Source organism: Pseudoalteromonas sp. PSi26, assembly GCF_054960575.1.
In genome coordinates this window covers 1-12,666 of sequence record NZ_JBHNYT010000004.1, presented here as the reverse complement: position 1 = coordinate 12,666, position 12,666 = coordinate 1, and the positions used below count along the sequence as shown (strand labels likewise).

The following is a 12,666-nucleotide window of genomic DNA, read 5'->3' as shown; positions in this document are numbered from 1 at the left end:
AAATAATCATGGCGAAAGAAAAAGTAGTTCTAATTACAGGTGCCTCTAGTGGCATAGGTGAAGCGAGTGCAAAAACATTGGTTAATAACGGCCATAAAGTCATTCTTACCGCCAGAAGTGAAGATAAATTAGCTGAATTAGTTGAGTCATTAGGTGAAGATAACGCACTGAGTGTCCCCGCAGATGCCACCGACTTTACCGAACTTGAAAACGTAGTAACAAAAGGGCTTAAAAAATTTGGCCGACTAGATGCCGCATTTGCTAACGCAGGTATGGGCGTTTCAACCGCAGGCACTGAAAAAGGCGACCCCGATGAATGGTCAACCATGATAGACATAAACATTAAAGCCCTACTTTGGACGGCAAAAGCTACATTGCCACATTTACGCCAAAACAAAGGCCACTTTATATTAACCAGCTCAGCCGCTGGCCGTAAGCCAATAAAAGGCTCTATTTACGGTGCAACTAAATGGTTTGCTTACGGGTTTGGGCAAAACTTAGCTGAAGAAATGAGCGAATGGAACGGCCGCTGTACCACCATAGCCCCAGGTATGGTAAACACCCCATTTTTTGATGAAGCTAAACCCGACAAACTCGACCCGCAAGATGTAGCCGACGCGGTATTGTTTGCAATAGAAGCAAACCAGCGCAATAGCGTACGCGAGATATATTTAATGCCCACTAACTAACGTTGATTTTGAGTTTGAGCTGTCAGGTTTAATGCCAATGGCGTTAAACCTGACGGTTTTTTATACTTAAATGAGGTTGGATTTTAATAGCGTAAGTTTGAATACTGCATAATTAAAAATCTGATTAGCTGCGTATTTCTACACGCCAAGGTGGATTAACTCTATTAACACCCGCCCAATATAGCTTAATTTTATGTCCTGACGGATCATGCAGTACGGCCTATCAAGCCTTCTTCATCACATATCATCAATACTTGCGTAAATAGTGGCTCAATCTGTTCGTGCATTTTGGCTACGAAACCCGCTATTGATGTGTAATGCGGCTGAATATCCCCTGACACACTCATGAACAGAATATTGTTCTCACAGGCCTTGGCTATTCGGCGGCTACTTATTAACCCATGCGCATAACCGAGTAAAATAATCTTTAACATGACCGTGGGCGGATACGCCGCAGCACCCGTTTTATCGTTGTTATACCACGCGTCAAAGCCCGACAAATCGAGTTTATTTTCGACAATATAACAAAGCGCATACTCAAAGGTACCTGGTAAAATTTGCTCAGCGAAATTGATGGGAATGAATTTATTTTGGCAGGATAAGTCAGGCTTGTAGTTGGCCATAACAATTTACCGTGGGTGAATAATATCTATTAGATCACAGTAACCCTGTGGTTTCAAGGTTAAAAAACAATCAGTTTTGTATAATAGGATATGTTTCTAAAAAGAGTAATTCTACAGCCTCAACACCCGCATAACGGGCAATAACACGTAGGCTAAAATTGGAGCGAAGCGACTGAGCCTACGTGTTATTGTCCCAGCGAGCCTGCGAGCGAGTTTATGCGATTGTTATACGATTTCTGTCGCGTGCCTTTATTTCTGAAGCTTTTTTTAATGCCCACCAACCTATGACTGCACTCATTACAATCCTCGTAGGGAAGTATGCTAAAGCAGGCACAGAAAACAACCAAGATGCAAAGTCTTTAGGCATAACCACGAATGCGACGCTTTTTACCCAATATATAACCTCTACATAGCTTTTTAGAAATTCATCTAAAGATATACCAATAGAGACGAGGTCTGAGGACATAGCCAGCCATAAAGCGTATATACCTAGCCCGCCATCTCCGAAGCTTCCAATAACTGAAGACCAACCAATAAAGAGTAAGAATGCGCGCACAAATGTGTCCTTCCGTGAATCGTATAACAATTTAGTCTACGACATTTGTCGTTTTACAAACCGACAAATATCCATATATTACAGTGATTTTATCCTAGCTATAAAATAAACACCTGTAAACAAATAGTTAGCTTCGCCTTAGCTTTCTTAAATGAAGCAAAACCCCAAAATGGTGGAGATCAGTAATATTAGACAAATCGTTGTTTAGTTATACCGGTTGGTTATTAATTAACAAATCATATTTTAAATACCTGAGTTTAAGCCAGTAACGCATACCCCTTTAACCCTTAACCATGCAACTCGTTACTGCTTATAAAATTAGTTAAAAATCACACTCTACTTCTATTGAACCCGTTGTATTTTTACTTCATATTAGCTGAACTACATTCAATTATTAGGCTGTTATGTCCCTTTTAAAATTTAGCCAAGCACTTATATTTATCCTTGCAAGTACCCTACCGCTTACAAGCTATGCGGCACTTAATAAAAACGAGCGTGAAATAGTAAAACAAGTTGAGCAAAACATGCCGCAAGCGCTTGAAGAGATAAAAGAAGCGGTAAATATTAATAGCGGTTCACTGAATATTGAAGGCGTAAAAAAGGTGGGCGCGCTTGCAAGCTCGCAACTAAAAGCCATTGGTTTTGAGGTTGAATGGTTAGATGGCAGCGCGTTTAACCGCGCAGGGCATGTATTAGCAACTCATGAGAGTAATGATCCCAATGCAATAAAAATACTGATGATCGGCCATCTTGATACGGTGTTTGCCAAACACGATAACTTTACTGCCTACAAACAAATTGATGAACACACCGCGAGCGGCCCAGGGGTAGCCGATATGAAAGGTGGTAACACTATTATAATTACCGCCCTCAAAAGCTTACAAGCCCTTAATTTACTTGAAAACGTAAGCATAAAAGTACTGCTTACCGGCGATGAAGAAAGCAGCGGTCGTCCACTTAGTTTATCTAAACAAGCCATTGTTGATGGCGCAATATGGGCTGACGTAGCGCTAGGCTTTGAGAACGGCGATAACAATATAAAAACTGCGATGGCGGCGCGCCGTGGTTATACCGGCTGGACGTTAAATGTAACGGCCAATGCTGCACATTCATCGCAAATATTTAGTGACAATGTGGGCTATGGCGCTATTTACGAGGCGTCGCGTATTCTAAATAACTTTAGAGAGCAACTTGCCACGCAACCTAACTTAACCTTTAACCCTGGGCTTATTGTAGGCGGTACAAATGCCGATTACGACAGTGCTAACTCGTCAGCCACGGCGTTTGGTAAAAATAACGTAATTGCGCAAACCGTGCATGTAGCGGGTGATTTACGAGCGCTTTCGCCAAAGCAGGTAGAAGGCGCTAAAAAAGTAATGCAGCAAATAGTGGCTAAAAGCTTAAATGGCAGTCACGCTGAGCTTATTTTTGAAGACGGCTACCCACCAATGGGGCTCACTGAGGGTAATAAAAAGCTGCTTGCACTGTATAGCCAAGCAAGCCAAGATTTAGGTTATAACAAAGTGGTGGCTGCAAACCCACGTAATGCCGGCGCGGCTGATATTTCGTTTGCTGCAAACCATGTTGATATGGCACTTGATGGCCTTGGCCTAATGGGTAGTGGCGCGCATACTAAAAACGAAACCGCCGATTTAACCAGCCTAAATAAAAACACCGCTAAAACAGCGCTGCTTATTTATCGATTAGGCCAGATGTAAAGTATTTAAAACGAGTGCTGTTATTTTTCCACTCGTTCAAATACATGTGATGAAAAAATATCTATCACGACATTATTTTGAAGAGCAACTCTCGCACTGTGGCTGGTTCAAACGGTTTATCACAAATGGCATCAACGCCCGCTTGCGCAATATTGGCTAAGTGAGTGTCGTTTGCCTCTGAGCTCACCATTAAAATAGGAATATGCGAGTAAGCATTTGAGCCACGTACTGTTTCGGTTAACTCGCGACCATCCATTTCTGGCATGTTGTAATCGGTAACAATTAAATCGAATGACTGCTCGTTAAGTTTTTCAATTGCTTGTTTACCATCTTCTGCTTCAACCGGGGCTGGAATTCCCATACCAGCAAGCACACGAATAATATGCTTGCGCGCAAAACGGCTATCGTCAACAACCAGAACACGTAATAAAGTGACATCAAAATGCTCTAGTTCGACCTCTTCTTCTGTAATTATATCGAGCGTTGCTTTTAATGCGCGTGTAATTGCATCTGCACTGAATGGTTTAGGTAAAATAGCTAATACGCCCGACTGCCTTAATTGCTCTAGGTATTTTTTATTTCTTTCGCTCGAGATCAACATAAACGCTTGGCTTTCTGTGCGTGGGTTTGAACGAATGCTTTGTAACAGAGAATCTGCAGTACCATCGGCTAGGTACATGCTACTAATAACTAAATCTGGGTGATACTTTTCTAGCAATGCTAACGTTTGCGCTTGATTACTTGCAGTTTCTACTTGCGTTACACCACATTGAGTTAGTGATTTGATTATCAGTTTTTGCTGAACCTCTGACGGCTCTACTAATAATATTGATAAATTGGCTATTGCAGTTAAATCACTCATGTAACTCTCTTGGGTTATGTTATTGCTAAACGATTTCGATTTTACATTTTCATTATAAAACAACATGTATCACTGGGGTTAACAAAACGAATATTTTTATGCATTTATTTGTAATTTTTAAGATTATAAAAAATTAAAACTGCTGAATGTACTCAAGTGCGGTCATTTTTTTATAACTTACATTTGGGTGTAGTATGTGAGCAGGTTTAGGATCGACCACCTCGATAGGTATGTTATAAGTACGGGCTATTTCTAATGCCATTTGGGTGATATTTACACTAAACGAGGTGCCCATAAATACAATTTTATCAGCGTTGAGCATTCGCTGCTGTGCTTGGGTTATTCTGTAAAGCTCGGTGTAAAATTCATCAAATAACAACACAAATGGCTTAAACGAGTGGTTAAGCTCAGGTGTTTGGTTTTGAATGTTAAATAGCTCAAAAAGAGATTCATGCAGGCGGCTTTCATCTACATTATCCCACGGGGTCATTAGCGGTTTAACAGTTTCGCCTTGCTCATGAAATAGCGTCATTTGATCGAGCCTGCCGTGTATAGCAATGTAATTTTTGTTACCGGCTTTGCCATCAAGCCCATCTATATTTTGGGTTATTAAGTTTTTATCACTCAACCAATGATGCACGTCATTAGGGCCATGGTTACGATACGTTGCAAAACGGTTGTAATACCAAGCTAAAAACTCGCGTGGATTATTTTGATACATTGCGCGCGTTGCCATTTCCATAGGCGTATAGTTTTTACTGCCTATAGTCCAAAATCCTTCTTCCCCTCTAAACGTGGGTATACCACTAGCCGCGCTTACCCCTGCGCCGGTAATATAAAGCGTATTCATTATTTAACCTCGTAACCTAGCACATCATTAATAACTTGCTGTTGGTTATTCATTCCACCAATACGATATAAAATACCGTTATGCTCTAGTAAGCCTCGGTGATCCATCGTTGCGGTTTTAAGTGGCTGCATGACTTGCCATGTATTATTTTTAATATTAAAGCGCCATGCATGACGACTTGCTGGAGCTGGCTTTTTGTTATAACCAATGCCATCGTAATTATAGGGGTTGCTTGAGCCAGCTAGCATGTAAATATGGCCATTATAGCTTGTAGCAGCCATACGATAATGTGCTTCGCCTGTTGGGTGTGGCAGCGTTCGCCAATCTATTTTTTGTGGGTTGTTGACATTTATTGTGCCTTTTAAACACTGTGCAACCCCTGCAAAAGAGCGGCGTGAATTTGGATTTGCTTGGGTTTTTACTCCATCACATATAATAATAGTGTTCCCACTAATAGCCGCAGCTTGGCCAAAAACAGGCTCACCTAAAAACGGTGAAGCTTGCTGCCATTTATTGGTATGTGTGTCGTAAACCTGTACTAAATTTACGTTGCCATCGTTGTGCCAACCGCTAATAAGGTATATGTAACGCTCTTTGTAGCTTAGCGCCACACTGTCATCTACTGGGACTGGCATAGACTTGAGTTGCGTATAACTATTTGTGGTTATATTGTATTTATACACGTCGGGGCTCGATATTTCCGTGTGATCTGCAGCAACAGTGTAGCCACCAAATACATAAGCGTATTTGCCTATACCAACTGCTGTACTTGCTAAACGCCCCTTAATTGGCAAGCTAGAAGGTACTGCCAATTTAGCCTGCCATTGGCTTTCTCCCAGCTTTAATGCCCACACTTTATTATGTACATCACTAAATTGTTTATTTGAAGCTAAGCCCATAAAGCTTAAGAAATAGGTGTTATTTTGCGCTGTAACTTTAGCTACTGCATTGTTTGCAACAGGCTCAGGTAAAGCAGGAAGGCTAGCTAGCAGTGCAGAAAAAATAAAACTCATATAAAAATAATCTTGTTAAAGGTTAATAAAGTAAGGTTAATTTATTTTTCAACGCTGAACCAGTTTTGATAAGCCTTGTGATGCACTTGCTGCTTTCAACAGCTCCAAATATAAAATAAGTCAAAGCTACTTTTTGTTAAATTAACTTTATGAACTTACGTTAAGTGTAAAAATCATCCGCTTTTAGTTGATATAAAAAACAATTAAATATGGACTTAATACTTTTGTTTAAAGATAATATGTATTGTTAATCATTTAAAACTAGTATTAATGAAGCTGTGTATACGTTAGTTATGGTTTACTTTTAATTGTGGTTGCTTTATAAGCTAATGATATATTGAAAAAAGTTAAAGGCTCACATAAAAAGTAGCAACGTATTTTTGCTATATTTACACTATTCATAATGTTAATGTAATGTTCTTCAAATTTTTAAGAAAAGCAATTTCGCTTATATAATTTATGACTAGGTAGGAGTTCCTTAGTGAAAATTTCGCATCAATCACTATGGCCATTATTGTTTTTATCGCCGCTTGTAATTGCAGATCCTTTTGAAGATGCAGAACTCGATCTTAGTGCACTAATGGAAATGGATGTTCAAGTAACGTCGGCAATGAAGCGAGCTCAATCTGCATTTGACACAGCCTCGTCTATTTATGTTTTAAGTAAAGAGCAAATTAATAAATCTGGCGCAAACTCAGTACCAGAAGCATTAAAAATGGTACCTGGACTTATCGTTAGGCAACTTGATAATAATCAATGGGCAATCTCTTCGCGCGGTGTTGCGTCTCGATTTTCAAGCAAGCTTTTAGTCATGGTTGATGGGCAAAGCTTATATACACCTAAATTTGCTGCTGTCTATTGGGAAACACTGAATGTCCCACTTTATGATATTGAACGAATAGAAGTTATTCGCGGTCAAGGCGGCCTATTGTGGGGCACAAATGCAAATAATGGTGTGATCAATATTATTACTAAAAACAGTATTGATACTCGTGGCGCCTACGCGAATGCGACTACCGGTAATCAAATAAATATTGATGCTAACGCGCGATATGGCGGCGACTTAAGTAATAAAGGCAGTTACCGTATTTATGGTCATGTAAAAGACGCTAATGAGTCAAAAAAAGGGATTTCACTCACGCCTAGCGACACAGCCAAACAACATTCTTTGGGTTTGCGTGCTGACTTTACACCAAGCGACGAGTGGTCTGCTTTAATACAAGGTGATGTTACACACTCTAACTTAGGCCAAAACTACCGTGGAGTTATTGACGAGACCAATAAAAACGTTTCATTTTCTGGAGACTTATCACGTACTGATTCTCGTGTTATGGCACGCCTAGAAAATAGAATATCTCCCGACGCAAACCAAATGTTGCAAGTGTCATGGCTAAAGCAAAGTGGCAACCAAACATATATAAAAGAAAACTTTGAATCTATAGATATAGACTACCAAATGAACTTTTTATATGACTCTTTGCAGCTAGATTGGGGCTTGAATTACAGATATAACAAAATATCTTTCGAGGAAAGTGTATTTTTAGACAGTGATAAAGACCTAGACAATCTTCAACAATATGGTGGATTAATCCAAGCCCAATATAATGTTATACCCAATTATCTTGATTTAGTTGTCGGCACTAGGCTCGACCACAATGATTTAACTGGCTGGGAAAACCAACCATCGGCTAGGGTTATCTATAAGCCACAAGAGCGCCATCTAATATGGGGCGCTATATCCAGAAGTGTGCGTACACCTACCCTGATAGAGTTTAATGATGACTACAAAGTGAATGGGACAGTTGTAGAAGAGGCTCTTGGTGGAAGTACTGGCATTAAAGCTATTGATGAATATGCGATTGCCACTTACCTCAATGGCAACGACAAAGTTGAATCAGAAAACTACGTTTCATACGAATTAGGCTACCGCTTTGAAGAAAATAACACGTCTCTCGATTTGTCCGCATTCCATACAGATGCCGATAATATAGCAGCGATTAGATTTAACACCGACCCCAATCAGTTTCTACCTGCTATACGTTTTTTTCAGCTCGGTCAATTTGAACAAGCGGCATTTGCGCTTACTCAAACTCGTGTCGATCTTGATGTTGTTTCGCAGGGTGAAACAACAACTAACGGGTTTGATATAGTTGCAACCTGGCAACCGCTGAATAACCTAAGTACAGAACTAGGGTATAGCTATACAAAAATTGATTATGATTTACCCGAGGGAGCAACACCAACTATAGGTTTTGATTCAACTAATAGACAAGTATTTGGCAAAGTAAACTATACGCTTTTTAATAAACATACCATTTTTGCAACGCTTAGAGTTGAAAACTCAGACGCTTATAATACCGACCGCTACACAACAATGGATATAACTTGGAATTATCAAATTAATCAAACATGGTCTTCGGCTTTGTCGGGTAAAAACTTATTTGCAGGCTCCCATATAGAATATAACAACACTCGTGAAACCTACACACTGTCTAACTACATTGATGAATGTATAACATTTTCAATTAAAGCCAGTTTTTAAGATTATTTAATGCAGCTATTAAAACTTTTACTCAACGGGCTATTAATTACATTAACACTATTTTTTAGTGCTAATAGTGCTGCGACTGAGAAAGAGTATATGCTCAAGGCTGGTTTTTTATATAACTTTGCTCGCTTTGCAAACTGGGTAACACCGACGTACCATAGTAATAACTTTACATTATGTAGCCCAGACGAAACATTCATCAACATTGCTGATGTTGCACTCACTAAGCGCAGTATTAAAAAGCGCCCATTAGTAAATAAACACATATCACTTAATAGTAGCTCACTAACACAATGCAACATGGTATTCATTACATCAAAAACATACCAAGATTGGGTGAATACTCCTGGTTTAACTTATCAAAATATTTTATTAGTGGGAGAAAGTGACGGATTTATAGAAAACAATGGTCACATAAGATTTTTTCTATCAAGCGGTAAGGTCCGTTTCGAAATATCACCTAATAACCTTAAATCAAATGGCTTAACAATAAGCTCTAAAGTATTACGCCTTGCGCGAATTGTGGATAGTTAGAATGAAAAGACTATTCACCTTAGACACTATTAGTAAAAAGCTGCTTTTTATACTGATGAGCGTAGCATTTATATCAAGTAGTATTGTAACTGTAGCATTTGGTACATACGAATTAAGCAGTGCAAAAGGCGAACAAATAGAAAGTCTAAACTCTCTATCAAACATGATGTCTCCAAATATAGCCACCGCACTTATCTTTGAAGATTTAGAAGCAATTCAAGAACTAATAAAGCCTATTCTTACTCGTACAGATGTAATCTCTGCTATTGTTACTAATCGAACTGGAGATATTGTAGCAAAAACTAATTCGCACATGTTATCCGATAATGTTGAGCATGCTGTTGAAGTAAAAAAACAACTGACTATAGATGGTAACAACGTTGGCGAATTAGTAATCTATGCTAACAATAGCTATATCAATAATCGAATAGATTTTTATGTAAAGTTTATAATTAGTCTCACGCTACTATCCTTTGCTGTCAGCCTAATTATTTCATTGTTACTGAGGCGTCGTTTTTTAAGCCCCATTTTATATTTAGCTCAAACAGCTAACGACATCACTAAATCAAATGACTATAGTTTACGTGCCGAGCAACTCTCTAATGATGAGGTTGGCGAATTAACCGTATGTTTTAACGATATGCTCTATACAATAGAGCAACGTGAACACGCTTTAGAAAATCAAGTTAAAACACGTACCCAAGAGCTTGAAAATGCTAACAGCGAACTTCACCGCTACGCATACCAAGATGGTTTAACCGACTTACCTAATCGTCGTTTTTTCTACGAAGAAATACAAACGCTTATCAGTAATGACAATACAAGCTTTGCATTGATATTTTTAGACCTTGATGGTTTTAAAGACGTTAATGATAGCCTAGGCCATGACTACGGAGATTTACTGTTACATCATGTAGCCAATAGACTCAAAGCATGCATAAAAGATGAGGATATAATTGCAAGATTAGGCGGAGACGAATTTACATTAATTTTAAAAAACGCTAACCAAACAATCGCTGTTAAAGTTGCTGATAAAATCAAACAAGCATTAGTAAAACCGATACAATTAAAAGAAGAAACTGTATGTGTTACCGCAAGTATTGGGATTACTCTTTATCCTGAGCATGGTAGTACAGTAGAAAAGCTTGTAAAACGTGCAGACCAAGCAATGTATTTGTCTAAAAAGAAAGGTAGAAATAGGTACGAGTTTTTCTCTTATTCAATTGAAGAAAAAGCCACTGAGAAAAGAAAACTCATAGAAGAAATAAAACTTGGTTTAAAAGAAAATCAGTTTGAATTGTACTATCAACCTATTTTTTCTGTTGATGGTAAGAGCATTACTAAAGCCGAAGCATTGATCCGCTGGAATCATCCACAAAAAGGATTAATAGGGCCTAATGAATTTATCCCTATTGCAGAAAAAAATGGCTTAATAAGCGACATAGGCCGCTGGGTGAAATCGCAAGCAATAAAAGACTGCACTTTGTTCAATAAATTATCTAAACGCCTTATACAAGTTAGTATTAATACCTCACCATTGGAGATTGATCGCTCTGGTGAGTGGGTTGAGCAATGGATACAGGCAAGCGAACAATTCAATTTACCCGAACACTCTGTCTTAATAGAAGTAACAGAGAACACCCTAATGGGAACTGATTCAGAAATAAAACGACAGCTCAAACGCCTCAGTGAATTTCAGATAGATGTTGCTATTGATGATTTTGGCGTGGGTTACTCATCACTGGCATACTTGCAACGATTAGATATCGACATCCTTAAAATAGATCGTTCATTTATAAAGGATATAGAAAAAAATGATAATAGCATTGCACTAGTAAGGGCAATTATCACAATGGCCCATAACTTAAATGTAGAAGTAGTTGCTGAGGGAGTAGAAAAACAAGAGCAGTACATGTTACTAAAACAGATGCAATGTGATTATATTCAAGGCTATTACTTTTCTAAACCAGTTTCAAAAAATGTGTTTATCAGCGAATTCATTGAAGAGTAACGCACAATTAAAACCACCGAGGGACTACCTGTGAATATTCTTTATATTCAGCGGTAAAGCTCTCTGTTAAATGCTTTTCTTCTACCAGAGTTTGCCTGTAAATAGCTGCGACCCCAACGGCTAAGCATATTAAACTAAATAAGCTTGGCAACGCTAAGAAAAATCCAATTTGAGCGGCTATCACGCCCAAATACATAGGGTTTCTAGAAAACTGATATAACCCTTTTGTTTTTAATTCCCGTGGACCGTTTGGATCAACCCCTGAACGCCATAATGAGGCCATATTGAAATGAACAAGCATAGATAAAGCAAAGCCTGCTGTCAAAAGTACATTGCCAAACATAACACCTGGCCAATCATTCAAACCAGTAAAAAGCCCTAGGTAATTATCAAGCGAAGGAAGAAATACTCGCAACACACATACAAACCATATCAAGGCTCTAAAAAACTTAAACGCAGTATGGTTCCACCAACTTGCACAATACCTAACTCCAGGAAAAACAATGTTTTCTTTCGCAGTACGTGTCATATAAATAATTCTATAGGTATAAAAGCCTGCTACAAATGTATAAAACAAAGCAAGGTAGATACGAGTAAACTCTATTAAAGAAGGTGGGCCATCAATAAATAAGGGGAAAGACATAGAGGACCCTGAATGAGTAAAAACGTTAGCAAAAGGAGAGCATAAAGCCCATAAGGACTTTTAACAAGTAAAGTTAAACAAAACCAATAATAAGTTCTCTCTATAAGAAGTATTATCCAATACGCTTATTTTAATCGCTAGTATTTTTTATATTGTTATAAACCTTAAATCATTACATAGAGAAGTAAATCTGTAAAAGTTACCATGAAATAGAAATTATTATTGTGTATAAAGGCTGCCTTACGCGGTGATCGCCTTCGCTCTGTTTTGTTTCACTACTGAGTGCGGTTTGGGCTCTTGGCTATTTATTAAACCCCAGACAGCAAAAAAACCATCACATTGCTGTAACGGGTTTCTCTTATTTGGAGTCCATGCGCTACGCATTAGAATAACATAGTACCCACAGCGGTGAAGTGCTTCACTACCATCGCTCAATGCATTTGATAGCCCAAAGCACTGTCCACAAAGAGGCGTTTAGCTTAAGAGACGCTGCGCTTTAGAGAAGAAAGTGCTGAATATTACTTTTCTATAGACGTAAAAAAGCCCGATTAATTCGAACGGGCTTGCTTGTATTTGAAGTCGGTGCGCTACGCAGTAGAATGTCGTGGAGCCCACAGCA

At 38.7% G+C, this 12,666-nt stretch carries 10 protein-coding genes and 2 pseudogenes; 5 read left to right on the top strand and 7 right to left on the bottom strand.

Going from position 1 to position 12,666, the window contains the following annotated elements; genetic code table 11:
- The first annotated feature begins 8 nt into the window (after window positions 1–8).
- On the top strand, window positions 9–689 hold the full coding sequence (locus ACFI34_RS05370; protein WP_006794417.1) for an SDR family oxidoreductase: 681 nt from the start codon (window positions 9–11) through the stop codon (window positions 687–689).
- Window positions 690–813: 124 nt separating this feature from the next.
- Here the strand turns inward: ACFI34_RS05370 and ACFI34_RS05365 are convergent.
- From ACFI34_RS05365 to ACFI34_RS05355, 3 genes and pseudogenes are all read right to left on the bottom strand, one after another.
- Window positions 814–909: pseudogene (locus tag ACFI34_RS05365) on the bottom strand (VOC family protein); the annotation flags it as partial.
- Window positions 905–1,312 (bottom strand): annotated as a pseudogene (locus tag ACFI34_RS05360) (transposase); the annotation flags it as partial. The pseudogenes ACFI34_RS05360 and ACFI34_RS05365, both read right to left, overlap by 5 nt.
- Before the next feature lie 214 nt (window positions 1,313–1,526).
- Window positions 1,527–1,868: a hypothetical protein gene (locus ACFI34_RS05355; protein ID WP_025256661.1), complete on the bottom strand. Its 342-nt coding sequence runs from the start codon at window positions 1,866–1,868 to the stop codon at window positions 1,527–1,529.
- A gap of 404 nt (window positions 1,869–2,272) precedes the next feature.
- Here ACFI34_RS05355 and ACFI34_RS05350 point away from each other — a divergent pair, with 404 nt between their 5' ends.
- Window positions 2,273–3,586, top strand: a complete 1,314-nt coding sequence (locus tag ACFI34_RS05350) for a M20/M25/M40 family metallo-hydrolase (RefSeq protein ID WP_462672681.1) — start codon at window positions 2,273–2,275, stop codon at window positions 3,584–3,586.
- A 64-nt stretch (window positions 3,587–3,650) separates the two neighbouring features.
- Here ACFI34_RS05350 and ACFI34_RS05345 read toward each other — a convergent pair whose 3' ends face one another.
- From ACFI34_RS05345 to ACFI34_RS05335, 3 genes are all read right to left on the bottom strand, one after another.
- Window positions 3,651–4,448: a response regulator transcription factor gene (locus ACFI34_RS05345; protein WP_462672680.1), complete on the bottom strand. Its 798-nt coding sequence runs from the start codon at window positions 4,446–4,448 to the stop codon at window positions 3,651–3,653.
- A gap of 133 nt (window positions 4,449–4,581) precedes the next feature.
- Window positions 4,582–5,298, bottom strand: coding sequence for an SIR2 family NAD-dependent protein deacylase (locus ACFI34_RS05340; RefSeq protein ID WP_462672679.1), 717 nt, complete (start codon window positions 5,296–5,298; stop codon window positions 4,582–4,584).
- Window positions 5,298–6,311, bottom strand: coding sequence for a Kelch repeat-containing protein (locus ACFI34_RS05335; protein WP_462672678.1), 1,014 nt, complete (start codon window positions 6,309–6,311; stop codon window positions 5,298–5,300). Before ACFI34_RS05335 ends, ACFI34_RS05340 begins: the two co-directional genes overlap by 1 nt.
- Window positions 6,312–6,792: 481 nt before the next feature.
- On the opposite strand from ACFI34_RS05335, the gene ACFI34_RS05330 reads away from it, so the two are divergent.
- The 3 genes from ACFI34_RS05330 to ACFI34_RS05320 are packed head-to-tail and all read left to right on the top strand — an operon-like array spanning window position 6,793 to window position 11,404.
- Window positions 6,793–8,853 carry a TonB-dependent receptor plug domain-containing protein gene (locus ACFI34_RS05330; protein WP_462672677.1) on the top strand — a complete coding sequence of 687 codons (2,061 nt, stop codon included), beginning with the start codon at window positions 6,793–6,795 and terminating at the stop codon, window positions 8,851–8,853.
- A 9-nt stretch (window positions 8,854–8,862) separates the two neighbouring features.
- On the top strand, window positions 8,863–9,393 hold the full coding sequence (locus ACFI34_RS05325; RefSeq protein WP_462672676.1) for a YfiR family protein: 531 nt from the start codon (window positions 8,863–8,865) through the stop codon (window positions 9,391–9,393).
- Between the two features lies 1 nt (window position 9,394).
- Window positions 9,395–11,404 carry a putative bifunctional diguanylate cyclase/phosphodiesterase gene (locus ACFI34_RS05320; RefSeq protein WP_462672675.1) on the top strand — a complete coding sequence of 670 codons (2,010 nt, stop codon included), beginning with the start codon at window positions 9,395–9,397 and terminating at the stop codon, window positions 11,402–11,404.
- A gap of 7 nt (window positions 11,405–11,411) precedes the next feature.
- Here ACFI34_RS05320 and ACFI34_RS05315 read toward each other — a convergent pair whose 3' ends face one another.
- Complete coding sequence (locus ACFI34_RS05315) at window positions 11,412–12,047, bottom strand: methyltransferase family protein (protein ID WP_462672674.1); 636 nt, start codon at window positions 12,045–12,047, stop codon at window positions 11,412–11,414.
- Window positions 12,048–12,666 lie beyond the last annotated feature (619 nt).

Bases quoted from the DNA above. Each gene is read 5' to 3' on its own strand.
- ACFI34_RS05370 (WP_006794417.1), top strand. From the start codon at position 9: ATGGCGAAAGAAAAAGTAGTTCTAATTACAGGTGCCTCTAGTGGCATA.
- ACFI34_RS05350 (WP_462672681.1), top strand. From the start codon at position 2,273: ATGTCCCTTTTAAAATTTAGCCAAGCACTTATATTTATCCTTGCAAGT.
- ACFI34_RS05345 (WP_462672680.1), bottom strand. From the start codon at position 4,448: ATGAGTGATTTAACTGCAATAGCCAATTTATCAATATTATTAGTAGAG.
- ACFI34_RS05340 (WP_462672679.1), bottom strand. From the start codon at position 5,298: ATGAATACGCTTTATATTACCGGCGCAGGGGTAAGCGCGGCTAGTGGT.
- ACFI34_RS05335 (WP_462672678.1), bottom strand. From the start codon at position 6,311: ATGAGTTTTATTTTTTCTGCACTGCTAGCTAGCCTTCCTGCTTTACCT.
- ACFI34_RS05325 (WP_462672676.1), top strand. From the start codon at position 8,863: ATGCAGCTATTAAAACTTTTACTCAACGGGCTATTAATTACATTAACA.
- ACFI34_RS05320 (WP_462672675.1), top strand. From the start codon at position 9,395: ATGAAAAGACTATTCACCTTAGACACTATTAGTAAAAAGCTGCTTTTT.
- ACFI34_RS05315 (WP_462672674.1), bottom strand. From the start codon at position 12,047: ATGTCTTTCCCCTTATTTATTGATGGCCCACCTTCTTTAATAGAGTTT.